The following is a 13,422-nucleotide window of genomic DNA, read 5'->3' on the forward strand; positions in this document are numbered from 1 at the left end:
CCACTGAAGATGGCGTGGGTGGCGACGCGGTTCCCATCGTGCCCCGGACCGGCCACGAGGCCGGTCCTCCGCTAAGGCGCGTCACCGTGGCGGCAGCACCGTGATCATCCCGGTGTTCTGCCGCGCGAAGACCGCCGGGCGGTACATGTCCGACACCTCCGCCCCCGGCAGCTCGTAGCGACCCGGCGTCACGGCGCGCAGACGCACCGCGAGGCGGAAACCCTTCTCGTCGGGCGTCAGGTCGACGGCTGCGGCGTAGCGATCATCCAGCGCCGGCGTCGCCGCGGGCGAGGACAGGGTGCCGAGCCAGGGCATCCCCGTGACCTCGCCGCCGCTCAGACGGGCCGCGATTTCCCAGCCCGCCGGCAGCCCCTGCTGCAGCAGGGCGTGGTGTGCTTCGCCGGTCTCGGCCGAGCCCTCGATCAGCAGCACGAAGCTGGTGTTCTGGTGCAGGTCGTCGAGGTTCAGCGGGTTGCCGCCCTCGTCCAAGAAGCGACGGGTGATCCGCATCCCGGACCGGCCGGCCGGCAGGGGCGTGGCGGGAATGCCGGTGACCGACACGCTCTGCCAGACCGGCTGGCTGCCGCTGTTGCGCACCGTCGTGGGCGCGGTGAGCGCGAGGCTGACGATCGGTTGCTCTGGCAACACGCGGCCGTCGATCGCGACCCGCGTCGGCAGCCCGTTGCGCCCGAGCACCGCCGCGGTGGCGACGGCCCAGCCCTGTTCCTGCGTGCTGGTGGCATCCGGCGTCAGCTCACGGCTCGGCAGCCTGGCCAGCACGGCAGTGCGGCGATCGGGCAGCACGGCGGCTTCCTCCAGCAACAGCGCCACGGCGAGGTTGTCGCGCGCGGCGGAGCCGTAATCATGCACCCAGGGGCGCCGCGCCGGCATGTCCAGCGCCGCGGCGAAGGCACGCGTCCCACGCTCCGCATCGCCGGCACGGACGAAGGCCGCACCCAGCTGCGCCTTGGCCAGCGGCGTCGGCAGCTGATCCAGCTGTTCCAGCAGCCGGCGCGCGGCGCCCAGGCGAGGACGGCCCGCCAGCGACAGGACGTGGAGACGGTAGGCCTGGTCGGCGCGCCCTTCGGGTGTGTCGGTGTCGGCCTGTTCCACCGCCGCTGCGATCTGCGCCAGCGCCTGATCCAGCGGCGCCTGCGGCACGGTGGCGCCGGAGGCCTGGGCGCGCAGCAGCGCTTCGGTGGCGAAGGCGGTGAGCCAGGGCTGCTCCTCACCCTGGGCGGACCAGAGTGCGAAGCTGCCATCGTAGCGCTGGCGGTCCAGCACGAAGCTCACCGCCCGGTTCAGCCGCACGAGGCGGTCGGCTCCACCAATTCCTTCTTCCGGCACGGTGGCCAGCGCCAGCACGCGGCTGCCCGCCTGTTCCACGCAGAAGTAAGGGTAGTCCTCCATGGCGCGCAGCAGGGCGGCGGGGTCGAAGCGTACCGGTCCGCCGAAGGTGGCGCTGGCCTTCCAGGTGCCGGGCAGGAAGCGCTCGGTCGGCAGCGCGATCGGGGTGTCGCGACCGGGCGGCAGTTCCACCGAAGCGGTCTCCGTGACCGTGCCGCGCGAGGAGCGGACGGTGATGCGGGATTCGTGCTCCGCCCGGAAGTTGTTCGGCCCCGTGACAACGAGGCGGATGACGCCTTCGCCGCTGCCGGTGGCGCGCAGCGTGGTGCTGGGGATCGCCTGCGCCCCGGCCGCAAGATTGGCCGAGAGCTGCGCCGGACCGCCGAGCGCCACGGCACCGGTGGCCGAGATCTCGGCCGTGACCGTGCCTGCCGGCAGGTCGACGTTGTGCAGCAGCACCGACAGGCGCTGCTCGTCGCCCGGGGCCAGGAAGCGAGGCAGCAGCGCCTGCGCCACCACGGGGTCCCGCACGGTGAGCGGACGGGCCGACGCGCCGACGCGGTTGCCGCTCCAGGCCACGGCCATCAGCCGCAGCTCGCCCGCGAAGTCGGGGATATCGAGCGGCACCGTCGCGCGGCCGTCCGCGCCCACGGAGACAGGGCCGGAGAAGAGCGCCACCACGCGCTGCGGGATGTCGATCCCGGCCAGCCCGCCCATGTCATCGCCGCCCTGACGCAGCTGCACCGCATCGCCATCGGCGGGGGGAATGATGCGGCCATAGTCGTCACGGATGTCGAGGCCGAGGCGGCGGCGGCCGAGATAATGCCCGGTCGGATCGGGCGTGCGGAAGTCGGTCAGGTGCAGGACACCCTCATCCACGGCGGCCAGGGTCAGGAAGGTTTCCCCGCCCGCCTGCCCCGCGGGCGGGGCGACGCGCACCGGAACCTCGACACGGGTGCGCGGCACCACGCGCTGCGGCCCTTCGATCGCCACCTCCAGCCGGCGTGCCGCGGGGTCGAGCCCGACCCAGGCCAAGCCCAGTGCACGGGCCGGCTGGCCGTTCTGCGCTTCGCCGGGGCGAAACACCGTGACGGCGACGTGGGCACCGGGCCCCCAGCCGGTCTCCACTGGCACCGTGACCTCGCTGCCGCCGGCGGGCAGGTCAACCTCCCGAACCGAGATCAGCCGATCGGTCAGCACCGCCACCGTGGCGCGGCCGGCAAAAGGCGGCTGCACCCGCAGCCGTGCCGTGTCACCCGGCGCATAGCCCTGGCGGTCGGTGGAAACCTCCACCCGGTCGGGCACGTCAGCATCATCCGCCGTAGCCGCCCAGCCGGAGCGGAAACGAACCGAGGAAATGCCGAGCCCCTTCGGGTCCGCGACGTCCAGCCGGTAGCGTCCGAAGGGCAGTCGGCGGGCGTAGTGGGCGGGCTTGCCGGGGGCAGGGCTGATCTCGGCCGCGTCCACCGGCTCATCCCGGAACACGGTTTCGTAGCGGGCCAGCGAGCCGCGCACCACGAGGCGAAAGGACGGACGCTCCCGCACCAGCCGTAGGCGCAGCGGCGCGGCCAGGGCCTTGCCGTCCGGGCTGACCGCGGCGACGTCGAATGCGGCCTCGGCGTTCTCGTCCACCGCGCCATCGGCGAAGCCCGGGCGGATCGCCACCAGTGTGCCGGTCGGACGGACCGGCACCGTCAGCGCCGCGCGCGTGCTGCGGCCATCGGGTTGGGCGACCTCCAGCTGAACCTCGGCGCGCAGCGGGTGCGTGGTGTCGGGCGCGCGCGGCAGCGACAGGGCGAGCGTGGCATTGCCCGCGTCGTCGGCGGGCGGCAGGTCGATGCTCTGCAGGTCTGGCGCGAAACTCTCGCCCACCTGGCCGAACTGCCAGCCCTTCCATTCGGGGAAGGGCTCCTGCTCCACGGCGAGGCGCAGCGTGGCGCTGCCGCCGAGGCCGGCACCCGGTGCGCCGTACAGGTAGCGCGTGTTCACCGGCACGTTGAGGGTGGTGCCCGGTACCAGCGGTCCCGGTGCCGGGCCGAGCGTGACCGCCAGGGCTTCAGGCACGAAAGCGTCCACGCGCAGGTTCGCGGTGGCGATCGGGGCGGCATCCGGGTCGGTCAGGGCTTCCAGCGTCCACTGCCCGGCCTGCGCGGTGCGCGACAGCGAGACCGGCCAGAAGATCGCGCCGCCATTGCCACGCTCGGGTACTGCCTCGGCGAACACCTGCCCGTTGGGACGGCGCAGCCGCAGCCGTACCGGAAGGTCGGTCGCCAGCGGCATGCCCGCGCCGTCGCGCAGCAGTGCCGCCACCTGCACCGTCTCCCCCGGGCGATAGATCCCGCGGTCCGACCACAGGAAGGCGTCCACGGGCCCGGGCACCGGCTGGCCCGTGGCGCCACGGTCCGACAGGTCGAAGGCGGCGGTGTCGAGGTCGAGCTGCGCGAGGTCGGACGCCGCACCGTCCCCTGTTTCCGCGTGGATCGAGACCGGTGCGGCCGCTCCATCGCCGCGCAGGACGGGTGCCGGGAAGCGCACCAGCCCGTCGGCGTCGGTCGTGGCTTCGGCCAGGATGTCGTTGTTGCGGGCCAGCAGCGTCACCCGCACGCCGGCCCGGGCACGGGCATCGCTCAGCGAGCGTGCCTGCACCGCCACCCCGTCCGCGCCGCGCCACGCCACGAGACCCAGGTCGGTGCTGATGACCGGCAGCGCCGCCACCAGCGAGCCTTCATCGGAACTCGTGCCATCGCCAGGGCGCGCCACCAGCACGAACAGGCCCGGGCCGGCCGCGCGGACCGCGTCGGGCAGCGGCAGGGCGGTGCGGCGGGTCTCGTTCTGGCGGAAGTTCGGGATGTCGGCACGGCCTTCCCAGACCACGCGGCCGGCAGTGTCGGACAGGCTGCCGGCCGTGTAATCATCCGGTCCATCGCCCAGCCGCCAGTCGTTGCGCAGCGCCACCAGCCCCCGCTCGCCGACGCGCAGCACCTGGAGCTTGAGCGAGGACAGGTTCACCGTGGTCACCGCCACGCGCGGCGCCTGGCCGCGCGGCAGGACGTAGCGGCGGTTGTCGAAGACGATGCGAGGCGACCGGTTCCCGGTGGTGACCGGCACCACGGCGTCGCGGTTGAGCTTCAGTCCATCCTCGCCCGGCATCCCGGCCCGCAGCGTAACGCTTGTGGTCCGACCGTAGGGGAAGCCCGCGAGGCAGAGCGCATCGCCCTCGCGCGTCACCACGAGGTCCGGCACCGCGGGCTCGGTGCGGATCCAGTCGGCGGGCTGCCAGTCCTGCCGGTGCGACGGCGGCACGGTGAAGCTCAGGCAGGCGCGGGCGGGCTCGGCCTCGTTGTCCACGCTCACGCTCTGCACGAGAACGCCGGCAGCGCGACGCGCGGCGGCGAGGCGGTCGCGATAGCCAGCGTCGTCCGGCGCGCGCTCCAGCACCGCCTGCCAGGCCTGTACCAGCTGCACCGGGCGGTCGAGGCGGCCCAGTGCATCGATGATCAGCAGCAGGGCAGGGATTTCGGCAGGACCCGCATCCGAGGTGCCGAAGGCGTTCCAGGCGGCCTGCAGCGCGCGTTCCGCTTCCGGCGGCTGCCGCCGCAGTTGGGCCCGCGCCAGCGCCTGCCACTGGTCGGCCGTGACGTCGCCGGCAGCGATCCGGTCTTCCCAGGCCGTGGCGGCGGCGGCCCAGTTGTTGGTGCGTTCGGCGGCAAGGGCGCGCTGCTCGGCCTGCTGCCGCGACTGCGGATTGCCCTGGGCGGCAGGGTTGCGGCGCTGGATTTCACCCAAGTAACGTCGGGCGTCGCCACCCAGTCCTGGCAGGTTGAACTCGTCGGCCCAGGCGGATGCACCTGTTGTCAAAGCCAGAAGGGGCAGAGCCAGCAGCAACTTGCGGAACATTGACGATTCCCGGACGAGCTTTGCCAGCTATCCTAGAAAGGCCAGGGTGCCCAAGTCTTCCCCCCCTTCCTGTTCGATTCGAAGGCAGAAACGTCTTCGTGAGCGCGGCCCAGCAAGCAATGCCCTGCAGGGAATTGTCGGCTTGGCGGAGTATGAGTCGGCCGAATGACCGGACGAGGGGGAGCAGCCGTGAGCGCGCCCGGCTTCGCCGCCCCAGATGTTGATGGTTCACGCAACAGCGCTGCGTGAACTGGATGAAGCCACGCCGCCGGAAAGGCGACCCAGCGGCGGCTCCTTGATCCTCTCGTCCGATCCGGCCGGAGCCAGAGGAGCTGACTGCTGGTCGCCCCCTTCTGTCAGATGAGCTGGTCCGGCGTGATCGGGAAATGCCGGACACGAATGCCGGTCGCATGCCAGACCGCGTTGGCAACCGCCCCGGCCGAGCCGGTGATCCCGATCTCGCCCACGCCCTTGATGCCGAGCGCGTTGACGTAGGGATCGTGCTCCTCGACCAGGATGGCTTCGATCGCGGGCGTGTCGGCATTCACCGGCACGTGGTAGTCGGCCAAGTTGGCGTTCATGATGCGGCCCGTGCGCCGGTCCATGGCCGCATGCTCATGCAACGCGAAGGACATGCCCCAGATCATCCCGCCGTAATACTGGCTTCGCACCATGCGCGGATTGATGATGGTGCCTGCGGCGAAGGCGCCCACCATCCGTGTGACGCGCACCTGCCCCAGCTCCGGATCAACCTTCACCTCGGCGAAGACGGCACCGTGCGCGTGCATGGCATGGGCCTCCTGTGCGGAAGGGTCCGACGCGCTGCTGCCGCGCCCCGCGATCTCGGCAACGCCCGCACGCAGCAGGATGTCCTCGTAGCGCTCGCTCCGGCTCTCATCGTCCCGGCGATGCAGTCGCCCATCCCGCGCGATGACGCCGACATTGCCGGCGCCGAACAGGGGCGACCGCTCGTCGCCGGTGGCCAGTGCTGCCAGCTTCGCGATCACGTCGCCGCCCGCGGCGTGGATGGCGATGCCGGCCGTGGCCGTGTGGGCGGAGCCACCCGCGATGCCGGCATCGGGCAGGGTGGAATCACCGGCGCGAAACTCCACGCGCTCCAGCGGCAGGCCAAGCCCGTCGGCGGCGATCTGCGCCAGGGCGGTCCAGGCGCCTTGTCCCATGTCATGCGCGCCGCTCTCCACCAGGCCGCTGCCGTCCTGGCGCAGCACCGCGCGAGCCTGTCCCTGGAACATCAGCGCCGGGAAGGTGGCCGTGCCCATGCCCCAGCCCACCAGCAGCCCGGCCTCATCCCGCATCTGCCGCGGCTGCACCGGGCGCGACGCCCAACCGAAGCGTTCCGCTCCCTGCGCGTAGCATTCCCGCAGCGCCTTGGAGGAGAAGGACTTGCCCGAGACCGGCTCCACATCGGCGTAGTTCTTCAGGCGGAACTCCAGCGGGTCCATGCCGCAGGCCCAGGCCATCTCGTCGATCGCGCTTTCCAGCGCGATGCTACCGGTGGCCTCGCCGGGCGCACGCATGAACAAGGGCGTGCCGGTGTCGAGCCGCACGGCCTCGTAGGTCGTGGCGATGGCCGGGCTGGCATAAAGCGTGTGGGACGTATCGGCGGCCGGCTCGAAGAAATCATCGAAGGAGGAGGAATAGGTCAGCGCGTGATGGCTGATCGCCTGCAGGGCGCCAGCCTCGTCCGTGCCCAGCCGCAGCGTCTGCTGCGTGGCAGCGCGGTGGCCAACCGGCCCGTACATCTGGTCCCGCCGCAGCACCAGCTTCACCGGGCGGCCCACCAGCTTCGCGGCCAGGATGCCCAGCATCTGCGGCCCAGCGAGCAGACCCTTGGAGCCGAAACCGCCGCCCAGGAAGGGGCTGCGGATATGGATGTGCTCGGCCGAGATGCCGAGCAGCTCAGCGGCGCGCATCTGCGCCAGGGCCAGCCCCTGCGTGGGCGTGTCCAGCACCAGCCGGTCGCCATCCCAGGATGCTACGATCGCGTGCGGCTCCATCGCGTTGTGGAACTGCGCCGGTGTGCTGTAGGTCGCCTCAACCCGCCGGGTCGCGTCGGCCAGGCCGGCCTCCACGTCACCCTTGCGGACCTCGGGCGGGTTGCCCACGCCGACAGTCCTGGGCACGAAACGCTCGCCCGTCGTCAGCGACGCGCGCGGCGCCTCGGCCTCGTAGCGCGGCGCCAGCAGGCGCGCGCCTTCGGCCGCCGCTTCCAACGTTTCCGCGATCACCACGGCGATAGGCTGGTTGGCGTAGCGGACATGGTCGCTCTGCAGCAGGTCCAGCCGGAAGGCGAAGGGGTTGGTCTTTTCGTCCGGGTCGGCTGCCAGCGGCGGGCGGTTGGCCGGCGTCATGACCTCGACCACGCCGGGATGCGCCCGGGCCGCCGCGACATTCAGTGCCGCGACCCGCCCGCGCGCGATGCTGCTGACGGCCATCACCGCATGCAGCATCCCCTCGGGATTGTTGTCGGCGGCGTAGCGCGCGCTGCCCGTGACCTTCAGGATGCCGTCCCGCCGTGTCAGTGGCTGGCCGATGCTGGAGCCGTGCCGGGTGTGGGCGGGCGCCTGCGTGGGGGCGGTATCAGGCATGGAGCGGCACTCCCGGCAGGTGGGAAAAGGGGGAAGCGGGCAGTGGTGGCAGGCGCTCCGGTGTCCCGGCGGCAGCCAGCAGCAGGGCGCGCACGGCGATGCGACGGGCCAACTCGATCTTGAAGCCGTTCTCGCCGGAAGGGGCCGCGCCTTCCAGTGCCAGGGCGGCCGCCTGCCGGAACGCCTCGGGGCCGGGTCGCGCACCGGTCAGCGATTGTTCCGCCGCATGGGCGCGCCAGGGCTTCAGCGCCACGGCGCCCAGCGCCAGCCGCGCTTCGGCAATCACGCCACCCTCGAGGCGCAGGGCAGCCGCAGCCGAAACCACGGCAAAGGCGTAGGAGGTGCGCTCCCGTAGCTTGACGTAGCGGGCGTGGCCCGCGAAAGCGGCCGCCTCGGCCGGCAACCGCACCGCAACCACCAGCTCGCCCGGCGCCAGCACCGTTTCGCGCTCCGGTGTGTGGTCGGGCAGCCGGTGGAAGTCTTCCAGCGGCACCTCGCGCACGCCTTGCTGGCCCGCGATCTCCACCACCGCGCCCATCGCGGCCAAGGCCACGCAGAAGTCGGACGGATTGGTGGCGATGCAGCTTTCGCTCCAGCCCAGCACGGCATGCAGCCGGTTCTCGCCCCCGCGCGCGTCACAGCCGCTGCCCGGCTGGCGCTTGTTGCAGGCGCTGGCAGGGTCGTAGAAGTAGCTGCACCGCGTCCGTTGCAGCAGGTTGCCGCCCACCGTCGCCGCGTTGCGCAACTGCGCCGAGGCACCGGACAGCAGTGCTTCCGCGACGGCGGGATAGGCGCGCGCGAAGGCGGGGTCGTGCGCCAGCGCGGCATTGCGCACCAGGGCGCCGATGCGCAGGCCGCCGTCGGCGGTGGGTTCAACCCGATCGAGGCCTGGCAGCCGGGTGATATCCACCAGCCGGTCCGGCGTCGTGACCCCGCCCTTCATCAGGTCCAGCAGGTTGGTGCCGGCGGCGAGGAAGGCTGTGCCCGGGGCGGCACCGGCGGCCACCGCTTCGGCGATGCTGTCGGGGCGGATGTAGTCGAAGGGCTTCATGCCGCCTCACTCCGGGATGCGTCTTCCATACGTGCCTGGGCATCCAGCACAGCGGCGGCAATACCGGCATAGGCGCCGCAGCGGCACAGGTTGCCGCTCATGGCCTCCCGCACCCGTTCCGGGTCATTGCCAGCCTGGGCCTCCTGGATCAGGCCGATGGCGCTCATGATCTGACCCGGCGTGCAGAAGCCGCACTGGAAGGCGTCATGCTCGATAAAGGCGGCCTGCACGGGGTGCAGCACGTCGCCCTGCGACACGCCCTCGATGGTCTGAACGGTGCTGCCGTCGCAACTCGCCGCCAGGGTCAAGCAGGAATTGATGCGTCGCCCGTCCAGAAGAACGGTGCAGGCACCGCATTGACCGCGATCGCAGCCCTTCTTGGTTCCGGTGAGGTGCAGGCGCTCGCGCAGCAGGTCCAGCAGGGTGACACGGGGATCATCGAGCGCGACGTGGCGCGGTGCGCCATTCACGGTCAGCGAAATGGGCAGGCTCATTCGGACCTCCGCGGAAGATTGTGGCAGGGACGTCTGAAGCAAACAGGAGCGGGGTGAACTTGCTCGCCTCTCCGGTCCGGGCGAAACAGGTAAATCCCACGGGCTTCTCAACAGCGCCCATGCAGTGTCCATATTTATACGGAGGATACCTCCGCTTATCAAGGGGCGGGAAACGCAAGGCCATGGTCGATCAGGTTGCAAGGACCCGCCGGAAGCCCCGCGCCGATGCGGAACGCAACCGCGAGCGTCTGCTGGAAGCGGCGAGTGAAGTCTTCAACCTGGGCAAGGCCGAAGGCAGCCTCGAAGCAGTGGCCAGGCAGGCCGGCGTGGGCATCGGCACGCTGTACCGGCATTTTCCGACGCGCGAGGCCCTGTTCGAAGCCATCTACCGACGCGAGGTGCAGCAACTGGTCGCGCTGGCGGAGCAGTTGCGCAAGGACCCTTCCTCCCTCGGCGCCGTGCGGCGTTGGGTGCATGCGCTGGTGGGCTTCATATCCGTCAAGAAGGGGATGTCGGCGGCGCTGGCCGTGGTGGCGCAGAGCTCCTCCCAACTTGCGATATGCATGGTGGAGCAGATGACGCAGGCACTCGACACCCTGCTGCAACGGGCGGCCGCGGAAGGGGAGATCCGCGACGACATCGGCGCCGACAACATCCTGCGCGCACTCGTTGGCATCTGCTACATGCAGGACGGACCGGACTGGCAATCCAGCGTCCTGCGCGTCGTGGACGTGTTCATCGACGGGCTGCGGCGAGATCGTCGTTGATGGCACCTCGCACCTCCACCCGGCAGGCGTCCATGTGTATCTCTGGTCGCCGTTCCGCCGGATCATCGGAAGCTGCATAGGGGAACATCAGAAGACCGGACTGGTTGGAGGGCGCTGTGGGTCCTGGGCTTCGATGTTCACTTCGTAGTCCAGAGGCCTGTTGGTCATGACCTTGAAGCGGCCGTTCTCGATCTTGATGGAGTGGAGACCAGCCCCGACGCCGTTAGGCGGTACACAGGCCCGGGTCTCACCAACGCGGCGGGCGTTGGTGTCGATGGTTCTGAAGATGCTGCGCATGTAGTCGATGTTGTTCTTCGTCATGCGGGCCGTACCGACCGCCCTGCCGAAACCTGCATTCGTGTCCCTGACACAGGCGCCGTGATTTCCGACCTTGAGCGAGGTCACGTCCTCATAATGGCAGGACCCGTCCCGCGACTTTGCCCACATCTTGTGAGCATACTGGAACACGCCACCTTCGTACCTGATGAACGCGAGGGCCAGGCACTGGTAATGCCCCATGACCCGCATGCTCCGCGGGTCCACGTTCCTGACCTCCCCGTAGTAAACCGGTTCACCCGGATCCTGGACCCAGAATCGAAGTCGCGAGGCGATCTCGTCGGGTTTGGTGATCGTCTGTGCGCCGGCCATCGAGGTGGTGCTCAGAACCAGCGCGATTGAAAGCACTGCCTTCAGCATGAGATTGATTCCCTCCCATCCTCGAGCGCGGTACTCTCTCATTTTCGTTGTAAATTCGCAACATAAACCCGGATGCCGAAGCCATGTGGCGCTGAGGTCGTCTCGTGGGCGGTGGGCCTCGGTGAGGGTCGACGACCGACGGGTGTCCGATCAGGCGGACGATGCGTAGCCGGGCCACTCCATCGACATCGGATCCGCGCCCGAGTGGGGCGTGTTCCACTGGACCAGCTCCGCCAGCGGCGTCGTGCCTTCGGTGATGTGGAGGCCCGTGCGGGTGAAAGTCTCAGCCTTGCACATGGCAGGCGGCAGCGACAGATCGGTCACCGCGTGCGAGAACGCGTCCGCCGCGACAATCCGGCCGATCAGCGGCGGCACGGCCGATCGTGGTGGCAACTCCTTCGCAAACAGGCCGACGAAGAACTCGACCTGATCGATCTGGCTGCCATAGATCCGGCGAAGAACTCCGACGTCGCTGGGTCGCTGCTGATCTGCGTTCGTCGTCAGGAAGCCGTCGGTGAACCACTGGGAGGACTGGCAACAGCAAGGTGGAGTGTTTCGAGAAACGGGGATCGCCCGGCTTGGTCACGTACAACTCAGCCATAGGTGGGGCGCAACCAGCGCCCACTCTTCTTCGGACACGTCGGACGGATACGGCTTGCGAAAGGGCATTCACCCCGAACGAGGACGATCGCAGGGCCGTAACACCCTCTAGGCCGCAGGTAGCATGGCAGCGACTGACCCCTCTGCCTGGTAATCCGCCGGCGTTGTGAAGTCCTTGCGGGCGAGGCCGCGTGAGACGGGCACGCCGCGCGGTAGGCCACTACGGTCCGAATAGTCCCGCCTGCTGCCCGGCGCGCGGCGATGCGCGACCGTGACACCGGCGTAGGCAACCACGTCCAGTAGCGTGATCCCGACCACCAGCGCCGTCGCCAGCGCGGCATTGCCGCGCTTGGGATTGTTGCGGCCGAGGGCCGAGGTAAGGGTCGCGAGATCTAACGCGTCGCCAGCGATCCGTGCCGCCAAACCGGTTGACTTATTGACCGACAGCGTCGTGACCGCGCTCGCCAGCTCGCGCGCGCCGTAAAAGCGGATGAGCCCGCCGCGGCCATCCAAGCCCAGCATGTGCGCGAGCCGTCCTGGTGCCACCAACTCGGTGACCCCGAGCCCGACCGAGAGCCAACCGAGCGCGCGCGCCAGGCGGTCGGCGCTGGCAAGCGAACTCGGGCCGGGACGCAGGACCCGCGGGTCACCTTTGGAGCGGGCGATATGCGAGAGGTTGGTCAGCAACATGATGAGGACCTTCTCAGGGCTGGAGCACGACCTTGACGCAGCCATCCGCCTTGTCGCGGAACTTGGCGTACATTTCAGGTCCCTGGGCGAGATTGGCCTTGTGCGTGATCACGAAAGAAGGATCGATCTGCCCATCCTCGATCCGGCGCAGGAGGTCGGCCGTCCATCGTGGGACGTGAGCCTGAGCCATGCGGAAGGTCAGGCCCTTGTTCATCGCCTGGCCCATGGGAATTTTGTCGACCAAGCCGAGGTAAACCCCGATGATCGAAATGACGCCTGCCGGGCGGCAGACGTAGATCATCTCGCGCAACACATGCGGGCGATCAGTCTCGGCCATCAACATCTGCTTGGCGCGGTCGAGTACGGTGTCGGGCTGGCCGAAATTGATGTGGCTCTCGGTGCCCACTGCATCGATGCACTTGTGCGGGCCCTTGCCTCCGGTCAGCTCGTTGAGCCGGTCGATGACGCTTTCCTGCTCGAAATCGATGGTGATGGCGCCCGCGGCGGCGGCCATGGACAGGCGTTCGGGCAGATGGTCGATCGCAATCACCTGCTCGGCACCGAGCAGGATTGCTGAGCGGATCGTCATCTGGCCGACAGGCCCGCAACCCCAGACTGCGACCGTATCACCGGGTTGGATGTCGGCCTGAACGGCCGCCTGCCAGCCGGTTGGCAGGATATCGGAAAGGAACAGCACTTTCTCGTCATCGATACCGTCGGGCACCTTGATGTGGGTTGTATCGGCGAATGGCACCCGAAGATACTCTGCCTGTCCCCCCGGATAGCCTCCGGTTAAGTGAGTGTAGCCGAACAGCCCCGCCGTCGTGTGGCCGAATGCTTTATCGCCGAGATTTTTCTTTCGATTGGTCTGTTCGCAGACCGAGTAATTGCCGCGCCGGCACTGTTCGCACTCGCCGCAGATGATGGTGAAAGGAATGACGACGCGATCACCTTTCTTGAGCTTGTCCTTGGCCGCGCTGCCAACTTCGACCACCTCACCCATAGCTTCATGGCCCATGATGTCGCCCGGCAGCATCGCGGGAATGAGGTTATGGAAGAGATGGAGGTCCGAGCCGCAAATCGCGCAACTCGTGACCTTGATGATCGCATCGCGGGGATGCTCGATCCCAGGGTCGGACACCCTGTCGCACCGAATATCCTCCTTGCCATGCCAGACCAGGGCTCTCATGCGGCTCTCCTCGAATGGGCGCGTCCTTCCTATCTAATTGCCGCATAGGCCGGCCATGCGGACGATACCTATGGAACCTTCC

General features: G+C 69.2%; 9 protein-coding genes. 1 reads left to right on the plus strand and 8 read right to left on the minus strand.

What is annotated here, in order from left to right:
• Positions 1–81: 81 nt before the first annotated feature.
• From ACFFGY_RS00500 to ACFFGY_RS00515, 4 genes are all read right to left on the minus strand, one after another.
• A complete protein-coding gene (locus ACFFGY_RS00500; protein ID WP_377042383.1) occupies positions 82–5,244 on the minus strand; it encodes an alpha-2-macroglobulin family protein in 5,163 nt (1,720 codons plus the stop codon).
• Positions 5,245–5,600: 356 nt separating this feature from the next.
• On the minus strand, positions 5,601–7,853 hold the full coding sequence (locus ACFFGY_RS00505) for a xanthine dehydrogenase family protein molybdopterin-binding subunit (RefSeq protein WP_377042384.1): 2,253 nt from the start codon (positions 7,851–7,853) through the stop codon (positions 5,601–5,603).
• Positions 7,846–8,904, minus strand: coding sequence for an FAD binding domain-containing protein (locus ACFFGY_RS00510; RefSeq protein ID WP_377042385.1), 1,059 nt, complete (start codon positions 8,902–8,904; stop codon positions 7,846–7,848). The genes ACFFGY_RS00505 and ACFFGY_RS00510 overlap by 8 nt, the downstream gene beginning before the upstream one ends.
• Entirely contained in the window at positions 8,901–9,398 is a 498-nt protein-coding gene (locus ACFFGY_RS00515; RefSeq protein ID WP_377042386.1) for a (2Fe-2S)-binding protein, read from the minus strand. Before ACFFGY_RS00515 ends, ACFFGY_RS00510 begins: the two co-directional genes overlap by 4 nt.
• 182 nt (positions 9,399–9,580) lie before the next feature.
• Here ACFFGY_RS00515 and ACFFGY_RS00520 point away from each other — a divergent pair, with 182 nt between their 5' ends.
• On the plus strand, positions 9,581–10,165 hold the full coding sequence (locus tag ACFFGY_RS00520) for a TetR/AcrR family transcriptional regulator (RefSeq protein WP_377042387.1): 585 nt from the start codon (positions 9,581–9,583) through the stop codon (positions 10,163–10,165).
• A gap of 87 nt (positions 10,166–10,252) precedes the next feature.
• On the opposite strand, the gene ACFFGY_RS00525 is transcribed toward ACFFGY_RS00520, so the two are convergent.
• From ACFFGY_RS00525 to ACFFGY_RS00540, 4 genes are all read right to left on the minus strand, one after another.
• Positions 10,253–10,861, minus strand: a complete 609-nt coding sequence (locus tag ACFFGY_RS00525) for a hypothetical protein (RefSeq protein ID WP_377042388.1) — start codon at positions 10,859–10,861, stop codon at positions 10,253–10,255.
• Between the two features lie 150 nt (positions 10,862–11,011).
• Positions 11,012–11,236: a hypothetical protein gene (locus ACFFGY_RS00530; protein WP_377042389.1), complete on the minus strand. Its 225-nt coding sequence runs from the start codon at positions 11,234–11,236 to the stop codon at positions 11,012–11,014.
• A gap of 333 nt (positions 11,237–11,569) precedes the next feature.
• Positions 11,570–12,151, minus strand: coding sequence for a hypothetical protein (locus tag ACFFGY_RS00535; protein WP_377042390.1), 582 nt, complete (start codon positions 12,149–12,151; stop codon positions 11,570–11,572).
• Between the two features lie 13 nt (positions 12,152–12,164).
• Entirely contained in the window at positions 12,165–13,340 is a 1,176-nt protein-coding gene (locus ACFFGY_RS00540; RefSeq protein ID WP_377042391.1) for a zinc-dependent alcohol dehydrogenase, read from the minus strand.
• Positions 13,341–13,422 lie beyond the last annotated feature (82 nt).

Origin of the sequence: Roseomonas elaeocarpi (genome assembly GCF_042433915.1) — a bacterium.
In the GTDB taxonomy this organism is placed as follows: Bacteria; Pseudomonadota; Alphaproteobacteria; order Acetobacterales; family Acetobacteraceae; genus Roseomonas; species Roseomonas elaeocarpi.